We start from the raw sequence: 16,967 nt of genomic DNA on the forward strand, positions 1-16,967 counted from the left end.
AACACTGCTTTTTTCTTTTGGGGGTGTTTTCGCCCCCTCACTCTGACCCCAAAAATTCCCTTAAAAAGCTATGGCACCGAAACAAACGACCGACGCAATCCTAACGGCTCTACAACATTTAATTGAAGTTGTCGCCCAATTGCGATCGCCCGCTGGTGGTTGTCCCTGGGACTTAGAACAGACACCCCAAACCTTGATTCCCTACGTGATCGAAGAAGCCTATGAAGTTGTCCATGCTCTCCGCCAGGATGACCAACAGGCGATCGCCGAAGAATTAGGGGATCTCTTACTGCAAGTCGTTTTACAAGCCCAAATTGCCCAGGAATACGGCCACTTCAGCCTCCAGGAAGTCGCCGAAGGCATTAGCGAAAAATTAATTCGCCGTCACCCCCACGTGTTCGGTGAAACCAGTGCCAGCACCGTCGCTGAAGTCCGTCAAAACTGGGAGACCATCAAGGCCGAGGAAAAAGGCGAATCCCCGCAAACTGTGCCCCAGCTCAGCCGTAAATTAGACCGCTATAACAGCACCCTCCCACCATTGATGGCGAGCCTAAAAATGTCCGAAAAAGCTGCCGCCGCCGGATTTGAATGGGAAAACATTGGGGAAGTGTGGGCGAAATTTGAGGAAGAACTCCAGGAATTTCGCGAGGCACTCCAAACTGAGAACAAGGCCCATCAACAGGCTGAACTCGGCGATCTACTATTCACCGTCGTCAATTTAGCCCGGTGGTATGATCTCGATCCCAATGGGGCGCTCCACGGCACCAACAACCGCATGGTGCAACGCATTTCTTTGATGGAAAAGCTTGCAGATAAGTACCTGACAGATTACTCCCTCGCAGAACTAGAAACCCTTTGGCAACGGGCAAAACAACATCTCCACCAAAGCATTGATTCTTCCGACTAGTCTTCAGTAATTTCGTTACCTTAGGGCACTGTGAGGGTTGTTAAAGTGGCTTGACTGCTCGCTCTAAGCCACAATTTCGACAGGATTTATGTAATAATAAACGCCCCAACCTAGACAAAGAATATGCGATGATATGGTTAAGAAAGTCTATTTTTCCCTATCAGCAAACCAAAAAATAGTTTAGGAACAGAAAACACTATCCCGTTCACCAGCAATCAACTCCATTACTTGCCTTAAATAACCATGGATGAAACACAATGGTGGAATAAGCCTTTAATCGGTGAGACCAGTTTTTCAGAAAAAATTGTGAAACTGATTAGCAAGAAGTCAGTGCCGGAAAAAGTTGTTTTAGCACACCGAAAGTATAATCGCGAAATTAGAGCAAAGGCCTGGCATGTGCAGCGAATCGAACTGAATAAGTTCGACAATGAAGACTTTTTGACCTATGCCAAAATGCGGGTCTTGATCGAGAAAGAACTTGGCGAGTTTAAGGGTTTAAAACGAATTATTCAGTTTTTAGAATTGGCTTTAACAGCGGCGGAAAGTTATTTACTGATTTCTGAAACAGAATTACAGTTTCGCAGTCCGCTTCAAAAAAGTATTTACAAATTTATTTCCCAGGTGCTTGCAACCCAAGATCACCAAACAGTGATCGCTATTCTTCACAAAAAAGTATGGCCTCTGCTCGACCGCATTAAAACAGACAAAGGCCGGATTGTGCTCCAGGAATATTTAAAGGCGATTGATAATGTCGCCCAATATCCAGATGGACTGGAATTGCTGAGGCTTTTTAAGCAGGCAACCTACAGTTATACGGTCCTGCGGGCGATTTCTAGTATCTCAAAAACCCTAACAAAATCTGATACTTATGATGTGACGCAGCTCAGTTTACACATTCGTGATAATCAAGATGTTTTCAATCATTTGACTGAAATTCTCCAAATTCCAGCAGAACATGATAACCCCCGTTCCTATGCACGGATGCTGCAATTTATTGCGTTTAAATATCGTTATCAAAAAAATGACATCGAATTTCAAGAGTTATTGCAGCGGCTACGGGATTGGCAACTTCCTTATCTAAATATTGTTGATTTGCGAAGAGAGTATTCTGCTCAGGATTATAGTTTGCCGCAGGCATTTAAGGAACCAATTCCGGCAGTAGACATTTATGAAAAATACCAACAATATTTATAAGCAGCTTTATTCAGCCAAAACTAAGAATTTCTAGAATATTAGGATTTTTGTAAGGCTTGATGCAGTGACTGTAGTGATGTTTCACTGATGTAATTGTTACAGGGAAATACTTTAGGTCGCTGACTAAGACTGGGTTGGAGTCGGCTAATTTGTTGTTGCACGGTTTCCAAGCTAAGGCGATCGCATAAAATCATGTGACTGCGCCGGATTAGCGCCTGGAGACGAGGCAGATCCGTCGGCGTGCTAGTAATCAGGGTCAGCTCAGTCCCCCGGAGACTATGGATAATGGTGCGGGCAGCATGGAGAATGCCAGGACTCAGGCTCACTAGACCGAGGCAGTGGTTGGGGGGAAGCGCTTTGATGTGGGCCAGTTCGGGGCCGTAGTCATGGAGTGTGACCGGGATAATCTGGATATTCGGGGGGGCGATCGCCGCCACAGCCTGAAGGAAATAGGGGGTAGTAACCAGGGTTGCCGCCGTGACCTGTTCTAAACGTTCGGCCAATGCTTCTAGGGGAACCAGTTGGATCGGGATGGCGATCGCCTGACTTATTTCTTGCAAAATCCACTGGCCAGCCCCCAATTCCCGCTGGGGAACAGTGATCATCACCTGGGCGGCACAGGCAAGACGCCAATCAACGGCCTTAGTAAACAGTTGTTGAATTTGGGGCAAACTATAGCCCGCCTCCAACAGTTGCTGAATTGCGTCATCAAAAATAGCCTGGGGTTGCGGCGACGGCTCTTTAGTGGTTTCGGATGGCGTCGTGGGGGACTGGCGCTGATCCTGAACATAAACCCCTGAGCCGGGAATTAACTTGACGAGGCCCAGGACTTCAAGCTCCCGGTAAATCTTGCTGATAGTATTGCGGTGGAGTCCGGTCATCATTTCTAATTGCCGCAAACTCGGCAGCCGTTGCTCGCTCGCAAACTGATGGGAGGCGATCGCAAATTGCAATTGATCCAGGAGCTGTTGGGACGCAGGGATTTCGCTATCGGGCTGAATGTGGAAAGAAAACATGGGGGACTTCACACGTAAAGGATCTCCTCCATCAAACCGAAAAAATGCCTGGGCGATCGCCTAAATGGTTGAATATTGGCATAAAAAAATTCCCCAAAAGTTGAGGAATAAAATAGCCAATTTACCTGGCCGAGCAAAAATACCAGGGCGCTATGCAAAATTAGACATTTAAGAAAGGATGGGGTTCGCTGACATTTTCAACCCACTTGCGGGGTGGAGCCGCCCGACGAATATTGCGCCAAATCTGCGTTGCGGCCAAGGTACCATCCGCCACCGCCACAGAGACTTGATTGAGGCCTTTCTTGAGATCACCCAGGGCAAAAATTCGCTCATGGGTCGTTTGACACATATTGTTGGTCACGAGGTTTTCACCGTCCCACTCCAAACCATCGATCCCTTTCAAATAGTCGTTGTAGTAGGTCGAGCCCATATTCACCAAACCTGTCGTGGCTTCGACGATAGTGCCATCTTCGAGTTCAACACCGCTCATCTTGTGATTTTCGCCGTGGAATTTCACAATTTTTTGTTCGTAGAGGGGATAGCCGTGTTCAGCAAGCTTTTCTTTCATTTCATCGCTCACTTCCACGAGGCCATGGGTCAACACGGAGATGTAGGGGGTAAACCAATTTAAGACGAAAGCCGCGTTGATCTGTCCTTCGGTGCCCGCAATGACGACCGCCTTTTGATCCCACATATCGAAGCCATCGCAGATCATGCAGACATGGAGCGTATAGCCAGCATAATCATAGACATTTTGCATATCATCGGTTTCGGGGAGATTGTCGATGATGCCAGAGGCGGCGACTACATATTTACTGTGGAAAACAGGATAGCTACTATTTTTTCTGCCAACTTTGACTTTGACGGCGAAGGTTTCACCTTCATCAGTAACTTCTTCGACATAACCCCGCAGGTGATCCGCCCCCCAATCAATGGCCTGCTTGGTGCTCTGGAGGATAATATCTCGCCCAGGAGTTTCTGGGTCTAAGCCGACATAGTTGCGGAGATCTTGCATCCAGAAGGAGCGGCCCCTGCCTTTTTCGACGATGAGGCACTTCAGGCCATAGCGGGCGAGGTAAATTGCAGCGGATAAACCACCCATGCCGCCCCCCACAATAATGGCATCATAGACGGTATCTAAACGGGTTTCGAGGTTTTTACTAGAAAGCTTCATGGCAGGGTCCCCCAATGGTTTGGCGGTGGTACGAGAAATCAAAAAGGCAAAGAAGGCGATCGCCGCCCCCCTTGCCTTAGTCTAAAAAAATTATTTGGTGAGCGTCAGTGATAGAAACTTAGCCAACAAATTCTTTGCGGGGTTCAGAAACACCAGGAGCAGATTCGCCCTTGATGTAAGCCAGCATGGTATCTGCATCAGATACTTCAAAAGGATCGGTGGGGCAGTTATCAGAGAAGTCAGGCTCTACAAACATTTTCTTGATTTCGCCATCTTCGACGAGCATGGAGTAGCGCCAAGAACGCATCCCAAAACCGAGGTTAGACTTCTCAACGAGCATCCCCATTTTGCGGGTAAATTCACCGTTACCATCGGGAAGGAGGAAGACTTTGTCAGCACCGATCTCCTTACCCCACTTGAACATTACGAAAGCATCGTTTACAGACAGACAGATGATTTCATCAACGCCCTGGGCTTGGAATTCGCTATAAAGCTCTTCGTAACGGGGTAAGTGGTTGGAGGAACAAGTGGGCGTGAAAGCACCAGGCAGGGAGAAAAGAACAACTTTCTTGCCACCGAAAATGTCAGCGGTGGTTTTGTCTTCCCAACGGTAGGGGTTGGGGCCTTCTACGGATTCATCGCGGACGCGGGTTTTGAAGACAACGTCAGGTACTCTAGCCATGTGGACCTCTTGGATAGTGTGATAACAGAAAATTTTAGGAAAGGTCTCAACCTTTCTTAATAAGCCAGAATAATTCTTATTTAGGAATAAGTCAAGATTCTTTTAGGGGTAAAAGGGAAAGGCGAAGGGAATCAGAACACAGGACACGGCCCAAAACAGGAGGTTCAAGGGAATCCCGACCCGGAAATAATCGGTGAATTTATAGCCCCCTGGCCCGTAGACCATCAAATTAGTTTGGTAGCCGATGGGAGTCGAAAAACTCGCCGAAGCGCCGATCATGATCGCAATCACAAAAGGCATCACATCCACACCGAGGGTATTGGCTAAAGATACTGAAATGGGGAACATTAACGCTGCTGCGGCATTGTTGGTAATTAATTCTGTGAGGAGGGTCGTAATGCCGTAGACGACAACCAGGGTGGGCCAAGGGTTGTCTCCGGCCAGTTGCAGGAGATTGGCGGCGATCGCCCCGGCAGCCCCGGTCGTTTCTAAGGCTTTCCCCAAACCAAAGGCGGCCCCGATCACGAGCAACACAGACCATTCAATACTTTTGAGGGAACGACTGGGGGAACAGCAACCGAAAACAATCATGGCGATCGCCGCTAGGGTTGCCGCCTTTAACATCGAGAGCCAACCGAACACCACACAAACCACCATCACGAGCAGAATTCCCAGGGCCAGGGGAGCACGGTCATGGCGCATCGGCTCCGAATCAGGAATTTCACTGACTAAATAGAAGTCCCGGGAACCCCGTTGCTGCTCCAAAAAAGTGGGATGGGTTTCGAGTAATAAGGTATCCCCTGCCAACAGACGCATTTCCCCGATTTTTCCCTTGAGGCGCTCCCCGTTGCGGGCCACGGCTAAAACGACGGCATTATAGCGACTGCGAAACTTTCCTTCCCGGATCGTTTGTCGGATTAGCGGACAGGTATTGGAAACAACCGCCTCAATTAGGCAACGTTCAGAGCGGGGAGTATCTAATTTAAAAACTTGATCCGTGGCTGGCTGTAACCCCCGGAGTCGATTGAGGTCGAGGATCGAATCCACTGCCCCGACAAAAACTAACTGATCTTTTTCCTGCAAAACTTCGCGCGGGCTGACCGCTGGCAACACTAAGGAATCCCGCACCACTTCAATCAGGTACAGGTTTGGCAAATTTCGTAGCCCAGCTTCTTCAATACTTTTGCCAATGAGGGGACTATTTTCGTGGACAACCATTTCCACGGTGTATTGCCGCAGATCGTCTTGGTCACTAATGGCCGGTTTGCGCTCTGGTAGTAGCCAACTGTGACTCAGCATTAGAAAGGTCACACCGGCGATCGCACAGGGTAATCCCACCAAGGCAATATCAAAGAGGCCGAGACCGGCATGGTCTGTTTCGGCAATCAAGAGGCCATTGACCACCAGGTTTGTACTGGTACCAATTAAAGTACAGACGCCCCCAAAAGAAGCGGAATAACTTAGGGGCAACATCAATTTTGAGGGGCTAATGCGCAGCTTACGGCACCACTCGTTCACTACCGGGATAAACATCGCCACTACGGGAGTGTTATTTAGAAAAGCACTCAGGCCCATCACCGGCACCATCAACCGCATCAAGGCCGCAGACTCTCCTTTCGGCAGTCCTAAAACCCGCTGGGAAATCCAACTGAGAGAGCCGGTTTGTTGCAAGCCAGTCACCACGAGATAAAGCACCGCAATGGTCGCCAAACCTTCGTTACTAAACCCGGCGAGGGTAGTACTCGTATCAAGCACCCCCGTCAGCAGCAAGGCTCCCAAGGCACCAAGGAAAATCACCTCGGCAGGGAGAGGCGTCAGGGCATTTAGAAGAAAGGCCACCAGGGTCAGACCGAGGGTCAACCAACCTTGCCAACCCAAACCGAAGAAAGCCGCCTCCCCCAAAGAAGGCAACTGCGCAAACATTGCCATCGAAAATCCTCCAGCACATAGAACGCTTAGCATGGGCGCCGTTGAAAAGAACTTAGTCGTTTTTATGACATTAAAGGGCAGAATCGCGTCCCAAGTTCGGGGCGATCGCCAGGACTGAAAAAAAGATTTAGAAATCTGAAACAAAGGCATAGAGAAGGGTTGACAGCTTAGAACGGATTGCCATGCACCCTTGGCAGGGTCAATTTTTTTTCAACTCTCATCATGACACAGCAGAGAATGATTCAAGATTGAATTTAAAATGAATTGTAATTTAAACAGGACTAGATTATGATTGGCTATCAATTCAAAAGAAATTGAATCAAAAATGAGAAAGTCTAATTTGTCCCTAAAAACTTTGGCGATCGCCACCCTATTAAGCAGTAGTCTTTTCGCTTGCGGTAGCCCAAACCAAAGCATCACCTCCCAGCCCGAAACCACAGCAGCCCAGACTCAATCCCAAGAGCCAGTTACCATCACCCTGGTTACCTATGCCGTCACCCGCAGCGCCTACGAAAAAATCATCCCGCTCTTCGTTGAACAATGGAAAGCAGAAACCGGACAAACCGTAACCATCGAGCAAAGCTATGGCGGATCTGGTTCCCAAACCCGTGCCGTCATCGATGGCTTGGAAGCAGATATTGTCGCCCTCGCCTTGGGATCTGATATCAACGCCATTGAAGAGGCTGGTCTCATTGACCCCGGCTGGGAAACAGAAGCCCCCCGTGACAGTGTGATTACTTCCTCTGTGATTGCGATCGTGCCCCGTGACCCCAATTTGAAAATTACACAGTGGACTGATCTTGCGGAAAACGACTTAGAAATTATTACGGCCAACCCCAAAACATCCGGTGGTGCCCGCTGGAATTTCCTTGGTCTTTGGGGTGCCATCACTCAAACGGGTGGTACTGAAGCCGAAGCACGGGAATTTGTCACCAAAATCTATAAAAATGCGCCAATTCTGCCAAAAAATGCACGGGAATCTACCGATGTTTTTTACCAACAGGGACAGGGAGATATTCTGCTGAACTACGAGAATGAAGTTTATCTCGCCAACTTACAAGGGGAAAATCAACCCTACACCATCCTGACGGATTTCAATATCGCGATCGATAATCCCGTGACCGTTGTGGATAAAACCGTTGATGAACGCAATACGCGGGACGTGTCAGAGGCTTTTGTTGAGTTCCTCTTCACCCCTGAAGCTCAAGCTATTTTTGCAGAAGTTGGTTTCCGACCGACAGATCCTGATGTTGCGGCTCAAGTCGCGGATCAATATCCAGCGATTGAAAACCTAGCAACCATTGAAGACTTTGGTGGCTGGCGCGAAGCACAACCAAAATTCTTTGGTGATGGTGGCATCTTTGATCAAATTTTTCAACAGTAATTAATTGAACATCAAGCTGAATTCTTGAATAGGAGAGGTACAGCAATTATGTCCCCTGAATCAGTCGAAAAAAATCCGGGCGATCGCCATACTCAAGTCAATATTCTGGTGCAAATCCCAAAGCAATACCAACAGGATCCAATCATCACCCAACTAGCCGTTAAATATAATATTCAAGTCAATATTTTGGCGGCGACTTTAGGTCGGGATAATACGGTCAGCGGTTGGTTTGATCTCCAAATTTCCGGCCCCCATCAAGCGGTTAAAGATGCGATCCTCTACCTAGAAGAGCAGAACATCGGTGTCTATCACAAAGAGCATCCAGAAACTGATGGTTGGTGAAAATTTTTTAACTTCCTAGACACTCATCAGTAATTTTTGCTCTGTAAACCATGAAAATTTTATCTCTGGCACAATCTCGAAGCTTTTTATCGATTAGATCAATCCAGCTTCCTGCAAATACCATTCCTTGGTCAATTGTGATTAGTTACCTTGGTCTGATTTTGATTTTGCCGACCTTCGCCCTAATTCAAAAATCCCTGAGCTTAAGACCTGCCGAATACTTAGAGATTGCCTTATCTCCGGTGGCTTTATCTGCCTATGGCGTGACCTTTATTACGGCGATCGCCGCTGGGGCAATTAATGGCGTATTGGGAACTATCGTTGCTTGGGTCTTAGTACGTTATGACTTCCCCCTCAAACGGGTCGTTGATGCCGCAATTGATATTCCCTTTGCCGTCCCCACGGCGGTTGCAGGTCTCGTCTTAGCAACGCTCTATAACGATCAAGGTTGGATTGGACAATTTTTTGCCCCCTTAGGGATCAAGATTGCCTACACCCGCATCGGCGTTTTTATCGCGATGTTATTTATTTCTCTGCCCTTTGTCGTACGAACCCTCCAGCCAGTATTGCGTGAACTGGAAGAAGAAACAGAACATGCGGCTTGGTCTTTGGGGGCGACGGAAAGCCAAACCTTTTGGCGTGTTATTTTCCCCCCCCTAATCCCGCCAATCTTAACCGGAGTTGCCCTCGGATTTTCACGGGCTGTCGGGGAATATGGCTCCATTGTGCTTGTTTCATCGGGGATTCCTTTCAAAGATTTAATTGCCCCAGTGTTAATTTTCCAACGCCTAGAAGCTTTTGATTACGAAGGGGCGACGGTGATTGGCTCGGTGCTGTTAATTGTTTCTTTGCTGCTTCTATTCATTATCAATTTTCTACAGCAATGGGGAAGGCGTTATGCAAACTAAGCTTAAATCCTTTGAATTTAAACTCTCTTCCCAATGGCTAATTGGGATTACGCTTACTTATCTCGCTCTAATTCTTTTAATTCCTATTCTTGCCATTTTTTATGAAGCCTTTCATCAGGGAATAGGTGTTTTCATTGAATCACTCCAGGCCCGCGCTTTTATTCATGCAGTCAAATTGACGGTGATCATTGCTTTAATTAGCGTGCCATTGAATACAATATTTGGTCTTTGTGCCGCTTGGGTATTGGCAAGAAAAAAATTTTGGGGGCGGACTCTGTTTCTCAGTGTGATCGATCTTCCTTTTTCAATTTCCCCCGTCGTTGCTGGCTTGATGATTGTTTTGCTTTATGGGCAAAATGGTTGGCTAGGTGCTCTTTTTGAACAGGCAAATATCAAGATCCTTTTTGCTTTGCCGGGCATGGTGATTGCCACACTTTTTGTAACGTTGCCATTTGTCGCCAGGGAAGTTATTCCTGTTTTAGAAGAAATGGGACCAGATCAAGAAGAATCCGCTCGTACTCTTGGTGCTAGTGATTGGCAAATTTTTTGGCGGGTGACATTACCAAATATTCGTTGGGGATTACTCTACGGCGTTTTGCTGACAAATGCCCGGGCGATGGGAGAATTTGGGGCTGTTTCAGTGGTTTCCGGGAGTATCCTCGGCAAAACATCAACATTACCAATTCTTGTAGAACAGGAACATAATAATTATGCGACAGAATCAGCTTTCGCGGCGGCTGTTGTTTTAGCTTTGCTTGCCTTGGTGACACTGGTGCTGAAAGAGATCTTAGAACAGAATACCCACTCCACTTAATGGCAATTTAGATCATAATTTATTTCACTAAATCTCGCCCCCCTTATCACTAATACACCCCTTATTACTATAGAAAAATGAGTATTTTTGTTGATTCGGTTTATAAAAATTTTGGTACTTTTCAGGCTTTAGAGAATATTAATTTAGAAGTCAAAGAAGGAAGCTTGGTTGCCTTATTGGGACCCTCTGGTTCTGGGAAATCAACCCTCCTACGGGCGATCGCCGGACTAGAAACCCCTGATCATGGACAAGTGATTATCAACGGTCAAGATGCGACCCATGTAGATATTCGGCGGCGGAATATTGGTTTTGTATTTCAGCACTATGCCCTGTTTAAACACCTAACCATCCGCCAAAATGTTGCCTTTGGGCTTGAGATCCGCAAAAAACCAAAGCATCTGATCCGCCAGCGGGTCGAAGAACTGTTAGATTTGGTTCAACTGCAAGGTTTAGGCGATCGCTACCCTTCCCAGTTATCCGGCGGTCAACGCCAACGGGTCGCCTTAGCCCGTGCCCTAGCGGTACAGCCCCAGGTTTTACTGCTTGATGAACCTTTCGGTGCCCTAGACGCAAAAGTCAGAAAAGAACTCCGAGCTTGGCTGCGTCGCCTTCATGAAGAAGTTCATGTCACAAGTATTTTTGTCACCCATGATCAAGAAGAAGCCATGGAAGTAGCAGACGAAATCGTCGTGATGAACCACGGGCGCATTGAACAGGTCGGCAGCCCTGCGGAAATTTATGACCACCCTGCGACTCCGTTTGTGATGAACTTCATCGGGGAAGTGAATGTTTTACCCAGTCATCACTCCTTGATCCGTAATCACCCGGACACAACCCCCCATCACGCGACCCATGCTGTATTTGTTCGTCCCCATGATCTAGATTTACAAATCGATGGTGATCCGACTGCTTTGCCCGGTACAGTCAAGCGAATCATTTACCGAGGCTCCGATGTTCAAGTGGAGGTACTAACGGCAGATCAAGAAATTATCATGGCTCACCTTAGTCGAGAAAAACTTGCCCAATTACAAGTTGAAGTTGGCCAAACCGTTTATCTCAGGCCAAAACAGGCAAAAGTCTTTGCGGTCAATGCGGAGTCCCAACCCGTGCTGAGGCAATCTTAATGTCCCGGTTTGAGGAAACTTAGGCCATGGCAAAACCTCACCCAGGGGCGATTGATGACTCGGTTACATCGAGCTTTTCGACTAGAATCAGAAGGAAACGCCTGTAGCTTCTGAATCTAATACGTTTGTAATTTCCATGGCAAAATCTGTCCAAGCTCCCAAAGTGCCAGAAATCATCACAGAGTTAACCGAAAACAATTTTTTCTTTCGGGGAATGGATCCAGATGCACTGCAAAATTGGCTTGATCCAGCAGAATTAATCACTGAGAAACTCTATTCCAGTCGGCCGATCTATACAGCTTTTCGCCCGAACCACAATTTGGAATTTCTCTACGTGTTACTTGCGGGGGGGCCAGTGATTGTGCGGAGTACGCCCCTCGACCGCATTCTAGCGATCACCTATACGGGCAGTTGTTTTGGGATGCGCAATCTTCCCGTTGGGTTTGGGCAGGTGAGTCGGAGTTTTCCCAGTTTGGTGGAAGCCTACAAAACTACCGATGTGCTGAAAATTCCGGTAGCAACGGTACAACGGATCTATGACCAGAGTGCTGATTTTCGCGATCGCTATAACCTGAGTTTCGAGTTACGGGAAAAATTCCAGTACCATCTGCTGAACTGTAGTACCTACCCACCCCAGGCCGTCGCTTCCCTGCTGCGGGCTTTGATTTACCAAGAGCGATCGCTGGCCAATCAACCCCAGAGTAATGGCGTTTTTAGCTTTGATCTCCCCGTAGATATCATTGCCCATGCCTGCCAGTTAAATCACCGCACTGTGGAACAGGTGTTGAAGGGGATGACGAAGGTGGAACTGATCAAGACAGAAAAATCCGCTGAGGGACAAGGGGATCTGATCCATGTGCTGAATCCAGAAGGCCTCAAGGAAGTCTATAGTGCGACCCGGGATAAAGTGGCTTGGTGGCCATTGCGCTAGGCGAGGGAGTCAACCATTGGGGCGATCGCCTAATCACCATTGAAAATCATCTATTTAGCCACCTAAAAATGAAAGGAATCTTACGATTTGCGGCGGCAAGCTACCCCCCCATTGTCGAGATTTGTTAAACTGCTGTAAACACAAATGTGCTGGAAAGTTAAGGGCAAAATTCCGTATATTGTCCCCCGCCAAATTGGTCAACTTTCCCACCATGCCAATGAGGAAGCGCACCCATGAACATGGAGACATTAGAATTCATCATTTATCCTGATGGCCGTGTCCAAGAAAAGGTCACAGGCATTGTCGGGTCTTCATGCCAAGAAGTGACCGCTGCGATCGAAGAGCAACTGGGCGTTGTTCTCTCCCAAGAACAAACCTCGGAATATTTTGCCCAACCGGTAAGCCAAACTGCAACGACGACGAACCCCGTCCAAAGCAATTGGTGATTTTTTTTGCAAACCTCTATAAATAGCCCCGTTAAATCCTATGTCTCATTTCAGCAATATCAAAACCAAAATCCGTAATTTGACTTCCCTCAAGTCTGCCCTCAAGGACATGGACATTGAGTGGAAAGAAGGCCCCAGTGCTGTGCGGGGTTATAAAGGCGATCGCCGCACCGCTGAAGTTGTCATCCAACAGAACAATGACTACGATATCGGCTTTAGCTGGAATGGCCATGAATACGAACTCGTCGCTGACTTGCAATATTGGCAGCAACCCCTAACCGTTGATGGCTTCCTCCAACGTCTCACCCAGGGCTATGCTTACCACACCATCCTAAATGAAACCAACAAACAAGGCTTCCAAGTCAGTGAACAGCAGAAAAACGAAGATGGCTCGATTCGCCTCGTCGTCCAACGCTGGAGCTAATGTATGACCTTTGAAAATTCCCCCCAGCGGTCTGGTTTTGAGCCGGAGTTGGGGGGCTTTTTAAGAAATGACACGGAACGGTCTGGGTTTGAACCGGAACTAGGTGGCCTGCTGCGCCAAAAAGGGGTGTATGTGGATGAAACCACCTGCATCGGCTGCAAACATTGCGCCCACACGGCCCCCAACACCTTTTATATCGAAGAAGAACATGGTCGGGCCCGGGCCTATCGCCAGGATGGAGATGCTGAGGAAATTGTCCAAGAGGCGATTGATACCTGTCCGGTAGACTGCATCCATTGGCTAGATTACACGGAACTAAAGGCCAAAGAAGCAGCCAGGAAAAACCAGGTGATTCGGCCCCTCGGTTTTCCCCAGGATGGGGCGGGTCAGGCGATCGCCCGCAAACCTAAACCCTCCCGGAAACCCTAAGCATTTAAAATTTTGCTTGGCTTATGGGTCTTCTGTAGCGGTGACAGCTTGATATTTGGCTTGGCAATAATCATTAAGGGCTTGGCCGATGGTTTGTTCTTCGGTGCCTGCGGTCTGGCTCAGGGATTGGGCAGTTTGGGCCGCTTCTAGGTCTTTGTTCTGGCGCGCTTTTACCATGGCATAGGTGGCTTCGGCCTGACGTTGGTAAATATCGCTAATTTGCGTTTGGTAGGTTTTCATCTGGCTATCCCGTAAGCGCAGTTGGGCGATCGCCTCGGCCCCCATTTTCAGGGCATCGGCCGCCTGGAGCCAACGCTCAAAATTAAAAGTTTGGGGAGCTTCTGCCGTTGGTTCGTTCTGGACAAGAGTCTGGGCTTCCGTGACGGTGCTTTGGATTTGCGCCAAAAGTTTTTGACAGTCGTAGAGGGCCGGGTCAATCCTTTGGCAAGCGCCAAGGCTCAAAAGACTGGTGCAACCGATGAGAGAAATCAGACGAAAGGGCGAGAACAAGGACATTACAGACGAACACTCAACATCGGCAGTGTAGCGAATTTTTTAGAACATTAGACAATCAGATCAATCCGGAGATATTTTTTCAGGAATAAACGAAAGATGGCGTTAACAAGAATTTTAGAACCGGAAGTGATGGACGATCCCGCCGAGGCGATCGCCTACGATGCGATGGACTTTCGGGCGGTGAATCAAGATTTTGCGGATCTCGTGGTTACGACTTACTCCCAAGAAACCGCTTTCGTTTTAGATTTGGGCACAGGGACAGCACAAATTCCGATTTTGTTAGGGCAACAGCGCCCCCAATGGCAGATTAAAGGCACCGATTTAGCGCAGTCGATGCTCGCCCTAGGACAAAAAAACGTTGTGGCCGCAGGTTTAACAGCACAAATCGAGTTGGTTTATGCCGATGCGAAAAATTTGCCCTGGCCCGACCAAAGCTTTGATGTGATTATTTCCAATAGCCTGATTCACCATTTACCTGATCCGTTGCCCTGTTTTCAGGAAATGCGCCGTCTCCTCAAACCCCAGGGAAACATTATCGTGCGGGATTTATTTCGTCCCGATAGCACCGCCGCCATTGACCAGATCGTTGCTGCTGCCGAGGGGCCAGGTTTTGATGCGCGTCAACGTCAATTATTCTGGGATTCGCTCCATGCGGCGTTTACGGTGCCTGAAATTGAGGCGATCGCCACCGAAGCGGGCTTAACCAAGGCCCAAGTTTATCAATCTTCAGAACGCCATTGGACGCTGATTTTTCCCCAGCCTTAACGCCATGCAACAAAGAATAAATTTTTTAGCCTCAGTTCTGAAGTCATGCGTATTCGAGAGAAAAACTGTGATTATTGCCAAACTATTGCGGCAGTTCGTTACCGAATTCAATATGATGCGAGTGAGCAGTGGGTGTTGGTTTGCCCTGATTGTCGGCGCGAGTTAGCAACCAATAATCCTAACTATTGCTACGGCGGCACCTGGAAGGCGAAAAAACGTAAATAGACCTTTTCGCGGTCGGGAATTTTCGATCCTCCCAGCACAATGGGATAATGAATGCCGTGCGTTTCTAGGCAGCCCATGAAATCTCGTTCCTTTTTTGTGTATCTCGGTCTTCTGGTGGTGCTTCTGCTCTCGGTGGGGCTAGGCAGTTGGTTCGCTATTTTTAAACAGAGTCCTTTACCTTGGTTGCAGGGTGGGGTGGCGCGAAATCCAGCAGCAGCCTTGTTTGTTCCCCGGCAAGCGCCATTGATGCTTTCGCTAGTGGTGAATCCAGAGAAATTAGCCGCCCTGGGCCTCGTGCAAACCCCTTGGGGTAAACGGCGGGCGACGCTCACGGAATTACAACAGGTGAAAACAAGTTTACTCAGTGCGACGGGACTGGATTACAGCAAGCAGATTGAACCGTGGCTGGGGGACGAGTTGAGCTTGGCGGTGACTACTTTAGATGTGGATCGCGATCCGAGTAATGGGGTACAACCGGGCTATTTATTGGTGGTAGAAGCACGGGATCAGGCCTTAGCCAAGGAATTTTTACAGCTTTCTTATACGGAACAGGCGATCGCCCCAGAAGCGGGTTTGACGTTTGATCAATATAAGGGGGTCAATTTAGTCATTCCCCAGGCGGACAGCCATCGGTTTGCTAGTGCGATTGTGGGTAATTATGTACTGTTTGCCAACGAAGCAAAGGTGCTACGCAGTGCGATTAATACGGTGCAGGTGCCAGATTTGAATTTGAGCCATGACCCGCAATATACAGAAGCCCTAGAAACCATTGACCGGAAACATATCGGCGTGATGGTAGCGAATTTACCCGCCCTCAGCGCTTGGATTGCCAACGATCCGACCCCAGAAGAACCGACCCTCGAACAACGTTTGGCGATCGCCATCGGTCTTCATCCAGAGGGGTTAGTGGCGGAAACGGCTTTGATTGGGGACACTGAACCTAGCCTGATGCCAGGGGCGACCACGGCACCGACCCATGTCCTCAACTACATTCCCCAGGAGGCGATGTTTGCCGTAGCTGGGCGAGATTTAAAGGCCCTCTGGGGTGAAGCGACCACGGGGTTAAATCCGAAAAGTCCCTTATCCCAGATCTTGCAACAGGCGGTCGCCGCAATCCAAGATCCCCTCGGCATCGACCTCCCCGAAGATATTTTCGCGTGGATTTCTGGGGAATATGCCCTGGCCCTCGTCCCCGATGCCGAACGCAATGATGTGGAATGGCTCTTTGTGGCGGAACGACAACCGGAGGTCAACCTCGATCCCGTCATTGAACATTTTGATAGCTTGGCCCAGGAAAAAGGCTTAAGTGTGGGGCGTTTACCCTTGGGCGATCGCCACGTCACTGCCTGGACAGCCATCGATACCCAAGACCAAGATGAACTGGTACAACTCAATGCCGATGTCCGGGGGGCGCACCTCAGCGTTGACGAGTACGAACTCTTTGCCACTTCTGTAAAAACCCTCAGCCGGGCGATCCAAGCCAATACCGGGCGATCGCTCCTGAAAAACAAAGATTTCCAGACCAGCATTGCCCAACTGCCTCCCGAAAACAGCGGCTATCTTTTTGCCGATTGGCGTCAAGGTTCCCAACTGTTCAAAACCCAAGTGCCGATCCTGCGGGTGGTCGATTATGTGGCCAAACCCTTCTTTAACCATCTCCGCGCCTTTACCCTCACCAGTGCTGGCAGTACCCAAGATATTCGGCGATCAACCCTATTTTTCAACCTCTCCCCCAATCGTTTACAAAATTGAGACGG

General features: G+C 48.5%; 19 protein-coding genes. 14 read left to right on the forward strand and 5 right to left on the reverse strand.

The genetic code is table 11. The features are described 5' to 3' along the window. Positions 1-70 precede the first annotated feature (70 nt). Positions 71-907 carry a nucleoside triphosphate pyrophosphohydrolase gene (mazG, locus tag AACQ84_RS04025; RefSeq protein WP_012306417.1) on the forward strand — a complete coding sequence of 279 codons (837 nt, stop codon included), beginning with the start codon at positions 71-73 and terminating at the stop codon, positions 905-907. A gap of 243 nt (positions 908-1,150) precedes the next feature. Continuing rightward, on the forward strand, positions 1,151-2,101 hold the full coding sequence (locus AACQ84_RS04030) for a hypothetical protein (RefSeq protein WP_012306418.1): 951 nt from the start codon (positions 1,151-1,153) through the stop codon (positions 2,099-2,101). 38 nt (positions 2,102-2,139) lie between these two features. On the opposite strand, the gene AACQ84_RS04035 is transcribed toward AACQ84_RS04030, so the two are convergent. From AACQ84_RS04035 to AACQ84_RS04050, 4 genes are all read right to left on the reverse strand, one after another. Then, positions 2,140-3,117 carry a GntR family transcriptional regulator gene (locus AACQ84_RS04035; protein WP_012306419.1) on the reverse strand — a complete coding sequence of 326 codons (978 nt, stop codon included), beginning with the start codon at positions 3,115-3,117 and terminating at the stop codon, positions 2,140-2,142. Positions 3,118-3,277: 160 nt separating this feature from the next. Further along, entirely contained in the window at positions 3,278-4,291 is a 1,014-nt protein-coding gene (locus tag AACQ84_RS04040; protein WP_041443374.1) for an NAD(P)/FAD-dependent oxidoreductase, read from the reverse strand. Positions 4,292-4,409: 118 nt separating this feature from the next. Continuing rightward, entirely contained in the window at positions 4,410-4,973 is a 564-nt protein-coding gene (locus tag AACQ84_RS04045; RefSeq protein WP_012306421.1) for a peroxiredoxin, read from the reverse strand. A gap of 102 nt (positions 4,974-5,075) precedes the next feature. Beyond that, a complete protein-coding gene (locus tag AACQ84_RS04050; RefSeq protein WP_012306422.1) occupies positions 5,076-6,902 on the reverse strand; it encodes an SLC13 family permease in 1,827 nt (608 codons plus the stop codon). 325 nt (positions 6,903-7,227) lie between these two features. Here AACQ84_RS04050 and AACQ84_RS04055 point away from each other — a divergent pair, with 325 nt between their 5' ends. The 9 genes from AACQ84_RS04055 to AACQ84_RS04095 all read left to right on the forward strand — a co-directional run bounded on the left by AACQ84_RS04055 (position 7,228) and on the right by AACQ84_RS04095 (position 13,704). Next, the gene (locus tag AACQ84_RS04055) at positions 7,228-8,286 is read left to right on the forward strand and encodes a sulfate ABC transporter substrate-binding protein (protein ID WP_012306423.1); all 1,059 of its coding nucleotides are present in this window, start codon (positions 7,228-7,230) and stop codon (positions 8,284-8,286) included. 48 nt (positions 8,287-8,334) lie between these two features. After that, positions 8,335-8,628 (forward strand): NIL domain-containing protein, encoded by a 294-nt coding sequence (locus AACQ84_RS04060; protein WP_012306424.1) that lies wholly within the window; start codon positions 8,335-8,337, stop codon positions 8,626-8,628. A gap of 50 nt (positions 8,629-8,678) precedes the next feature. Further along, positions 8,679-9,536, forward strand: a complete 858-nt coding sequence (gene cysT, locus AACQ84_RS04065; protein WP_012306425.1) for a sulfate ABC transporter permease subunit CysT — start codon at positions 8,679-8,681, stop codon at positions 9,534-9,536. Further along, complete coding sequence (cysW, locus tag AACQ84_RS04070; protein ID WP_012306426.1) at positions 9,526-10,350, forward strand: sulfate ABC transporter permease subunit CysW; 825 nt, start codon at positions 9,526-9,528, stop codon at positions 10,348-10,350. The genes cysT and cysW overlap by 11 nt, the downstream gene beginning before the upstream one ends. A 77-nt stretch (positions 10,351-10,427) precedes the next feature. Continuing rightward, positions 10,428-11,474, forward strand: a complete 1,047-nt coding sequence (locus AACQ84_RS04075; protein WP_012306427.1) for a sulfate/molybdate ABC transporter ATP-binding protein — start codon at positions 10,428-10,430, stop codon at positions 11,472-11,474. A 136-nt stretch (positions 11,475-11,610) separates the two neighbouring features. Next, positions 11,611-12,405 carry a Crp/Fnr family transcriptional regulator gene (locus tag AACQ84_RS04080; RefSeq protein ID WP_012306428.1) on the forward strand — a complete coding sequence of 265 codons (795 nt, stop codon included), beginning with the start codon at positions 11,611-11,613 and terminating at the stop codon, positions 12,403-12,405. Between the two features lie 233 nt (positions 12,406-12,638). Beyond that, positions 12,639-12,851 (forward strand): DUF2997 domain-containing protein, encoded by a 213-nt coding sequence (locus AACQ84_RS04085; RefSeq protein WP_012306429.1) that lies wholly within the window; start codon positions 12,639-12,641, stop codon positions 12,849-12,851. 40 nt (positions 12,852-12,891) lie between these two features. After that, positions 12,892-13,275 carry a DUF1257 domain-containing protein gene (locus tag AACQ84_RS04090; RefSeq protein ID WP_012306430.1) on the forward strand — a complete coding sequence of 128 codons (384 nt, stop codon included), beginning with the start codon at positions 12,892-12,894 and terminating at the stop codon, positions 13,273-13,275. 3 nt (positions 13,276-13,278) lie between these two features. After that, the gene (locus AACQ84_RS04095; RefSeq protein WP_012306431.1) at positions 13,279-13,704 is read left to right on the forward strand and encodes a ferredoxin; all 426 of its coding nucleotides are present in this window, start codon (positions 13,279-13,281) and stop codon (positions 13,702-13,704) included. A 21-nt stretch (positions 13,705-13,725) separates the two neighbouring features. Here AACQ84_RS04095 and AACQ84_RS04100 read toward each other — a convergent pair whose 3' ends face one another. Then, positions 13,726-14,220 (reverse strand): hypothetical protein, encoded by a 495-nt coding sequence (locus tag AACQ84_RS04100; RefSeq protein WP_012306432.1) that lies wholly within the window; start codon positions 14,218-14,220, stop codon positions 13,726-13,728. A 96-nt stretch (positions 14,221-14,316) separates the two neighbouring features. Between AACQ84_RS04100 and AACQ84_RS04105 the strand changes: the two genes are divergently transcribed. From AACQ84_RS04105 to AACQ84_RS04115, 3 genes are all read left to right on the forward strand, one after another. Further along, complete coding sequence (locus tag AACQ84_RS04105; protein ID WP_012306433.1) at positions 14,317-14,985, forward strand: class I SAM-dependent methyltransferase; 669 nt, start codon at positions 14,317-14,319, stop codon at positions 14,983-14,985. A gap of 45 nt (positions 14,986-15,030) precedes the next feature. Then, a complete protein-coding gene (locus tag AACQ84_RS04110) occupies positions 15,031-15,210 on the forward strand; it encodes a hypothetical protein (RefSeq protein WP_071819461.1) in 180 nt (59 codons plus the stop codon). 75 nt (positions 15,211-15,285) lie between these two features. Next, positions 15,286-16,962, forward strand: a complete 1,677-nt coding sequence (locus AACQ84_RS04115) for a DUF3352 domain-containing protein (RefSeq protein ID WP_012306434.1) — start codon at positions 15,286-15,288, stop codon at positions 16,960-16,962. Positions 16,963-16,967: the final 5 nt, after the last annotated feature.

This window comes from Picosynechococcus sp. PCC 7002 (assembly GCF_963860125.1).
Taxonomy (GTDB): Bacteria; Cyanobacteriota; Cyanobacteriia; order Cyanobacteriales; family MRBY01; genus MRBY01.

What these genes read in the sequence shown, in the direction of transcription:
- mazG (WP_012306417.1), top strand. Translation starts at nt 71, where the DNA reads ATGGCACCGAAACAAACGACCGACGCAATCCTAACGGCTCTACAACAT.
- AACQ84_RS04030 (WP_012306418.1), top strand. Translation starts at nt 1,151, where the DNA reads ATGGATGAAACACAATGGTGGAATAAGCCTTTAATCGGTGAGACCAGT.
- AACQ84_RS04035 (WP_012306419.1), bottom strand. Translation starts at nt 3,117, where the DNA reads ATGTTTTCTTTCCACATTCAGCCCGATAGCGAAATCCCTGCGTCCCAA.
- AACQ84_RS04040 (WP_041443374.1), bottom strand. Translation starts at nt 4,291, where the DNA reads ATGAAGCTTTCTAGTAAAAACCTCGAAACCCGTTTAGATACCGTCTAT.
- AACQ84_RS04045 (WP_012306421.1), bottom strand. Translation starts at nt 4,973, where the DNA reads ATGGCTAGAGTACCTGACGTTGTCTTCAAAACCCGCGTCCGCGATGAA.
- AACQ84_RS04050 (WP_012306422.1), bottom strand. Translation starts at nt 6,902, where the DNA reads ATGGCAATGTTTGCGCAGTTGCCTTCTTTGGGGGAGGCGGCTTTCTTC.
- AACQ84_RS04055 (WP_012306423.1), top strand. Translation starts at nt 7,228, where the DNA reads ATGAGAAAGTCTAATTTGTCCCTAAAAACTTTGGCGATCGCCACCCTA.
- AACQ84_RS04060 (WP_012306424.1), top strand. Translation starts at nt 8,335, where the DNA reads ATGTCCCCTGAATCAGTCGAAAAAAATCCGGGCGATCGCCATACTCAA.
- cysT (WP_012306425.1), top strand. Translation starts at nt 8,679, where the DNA reads ATGAAAATTTTATCTCTGGCACAATCTCGAAGCTTTTTATCGATTAGA.
- cysW (WP_012306426.1), top strand. Translation starts at nt 9,526, where the DNA reads ATGCAAACTAAGCTTAAATCCTTTGAATTTAAACTCTCTTCCCAATGG.
- AACQ84_RS04075 (WP_012306427.1), top strand. Translation starts at nt 10,428, where the DNA reads ATGAGTATTTTTGTTGATTCGGTTTATAAAAATTTTGGTACTTTTCAG.
- AACQ84_RS04080 (WP_012306428.1), top strand. Translation starts at nt 11,611, where the DNA reads ATGGCAAAATCTGTCCAAGCTCCCAAAGTGCCAGAAATCATCACAGAG.
- AACQ84_RS04085 (WP_012306429.1), top strand. Translation starts at nt 12,639, where the DNA reads ATGAACATGGAGACATTAGAATTCATCATTTATCCTGATGGCCGTGTC.
- AACQ84_RS04090 (WP_012306430.1), top strand. Translation starts at nt 12,892, where the DNA reads ATGTCTCATTTCAGCAATATCAAAACCAAAATCCGTAATTTGACTTCC.
- AACQ84_RS04095 (WP_012306431.1), top strand. Translation starts at nt 13,279, where the DNA reads ATGACCTTTGAAAATTCCCCCCAGCGGTCTGGTTTTGAGCCGGAGTTG.
- AACQ84_RS04100 (WP_012306432.1), bottom strand. Translation starts at nt 14,220, where the DNA reads ATGTCCTTGTTCTCGCCCTTTCGTCTGATTTCTCTCATCGGTTGCACC.
- AACQ84_RS04105 (WP_012306433.1), top strand. Translation starts at nt 14,317, where the DNA reads ATGGCGTTAACAAGAATTTTAGAACCGGAAGTGATGGACGATCCCGCC.
- AACQ84_RS04110 (WP_071819461.1), top strand. Translation starts at nt 15,031, where the DNA reads ATGCGTATTCGAGAGAAAAACTGTGATTATTGCCAAACTATTGCGGCA.
- AACQ84_RS04115 (WP_012306434.1), top strand. Translation starts at nt 15,286, where the DNA reads ATGAAATCTCGTTCCTTTTTTGTGTATCTCGGTCTTCTGGTGGTGCTT.